The organism is Pseudomonas sp. SIMBA_041 (assembly GCF_046535095.1).
Lineage (GTDB): Bacteria > Pseudomonadota > Gammaproteobacteria > Pseudomonadales > Pseudomonadaceae > Aquipseudomonas > Aquipseudomonas mucoides.
Genome location: NZ_JAWRXJ010000805.1, coordinates 1 through 244 on the forward strand (window position 1 = coordinate 1; position 244 = coordinate 244).

Below are 244 nucleotides of genomic sequence, written 5' to 3' on the forward strand. Positions count from 1 at the left end.
CCAGTTGGCGCACTTCTTGGGCGAGCTTGTCGAGGAATTGCATGCGGCGCATCAGGCGCTCGGCCTTCTCGCGCTCGTCTGCAACGTCCCAACAGGCGGCGAAGTCCTCGTTCAGCGTGTCCTGGGCGACCTTGAGGCGCTTCTTGAACACGCCGACACCCTCAAGGTCGGCTTCGTCCTGCAGCTCTTCGAGCTCTTCGCGCAACTGCATCTGCTGCAACAGGAAGTCGGGGTCGTGGACCGT

1 protein-coding gene is annotated in these 244 nt (G+C 62.7%); it reads right to left on the minus strand.

The genetic code is table 11. The annotated features are described in order from the left end of the window. Positions 1 to 244 (minus strand): iron-sulfur cluster co-chaperone HscB C-terminal domain-containing protein (locus tag SB725_RS33350; protein ID WP_410923714.1); only part of this gene is annotated, 244 nt, incomplete at both ends.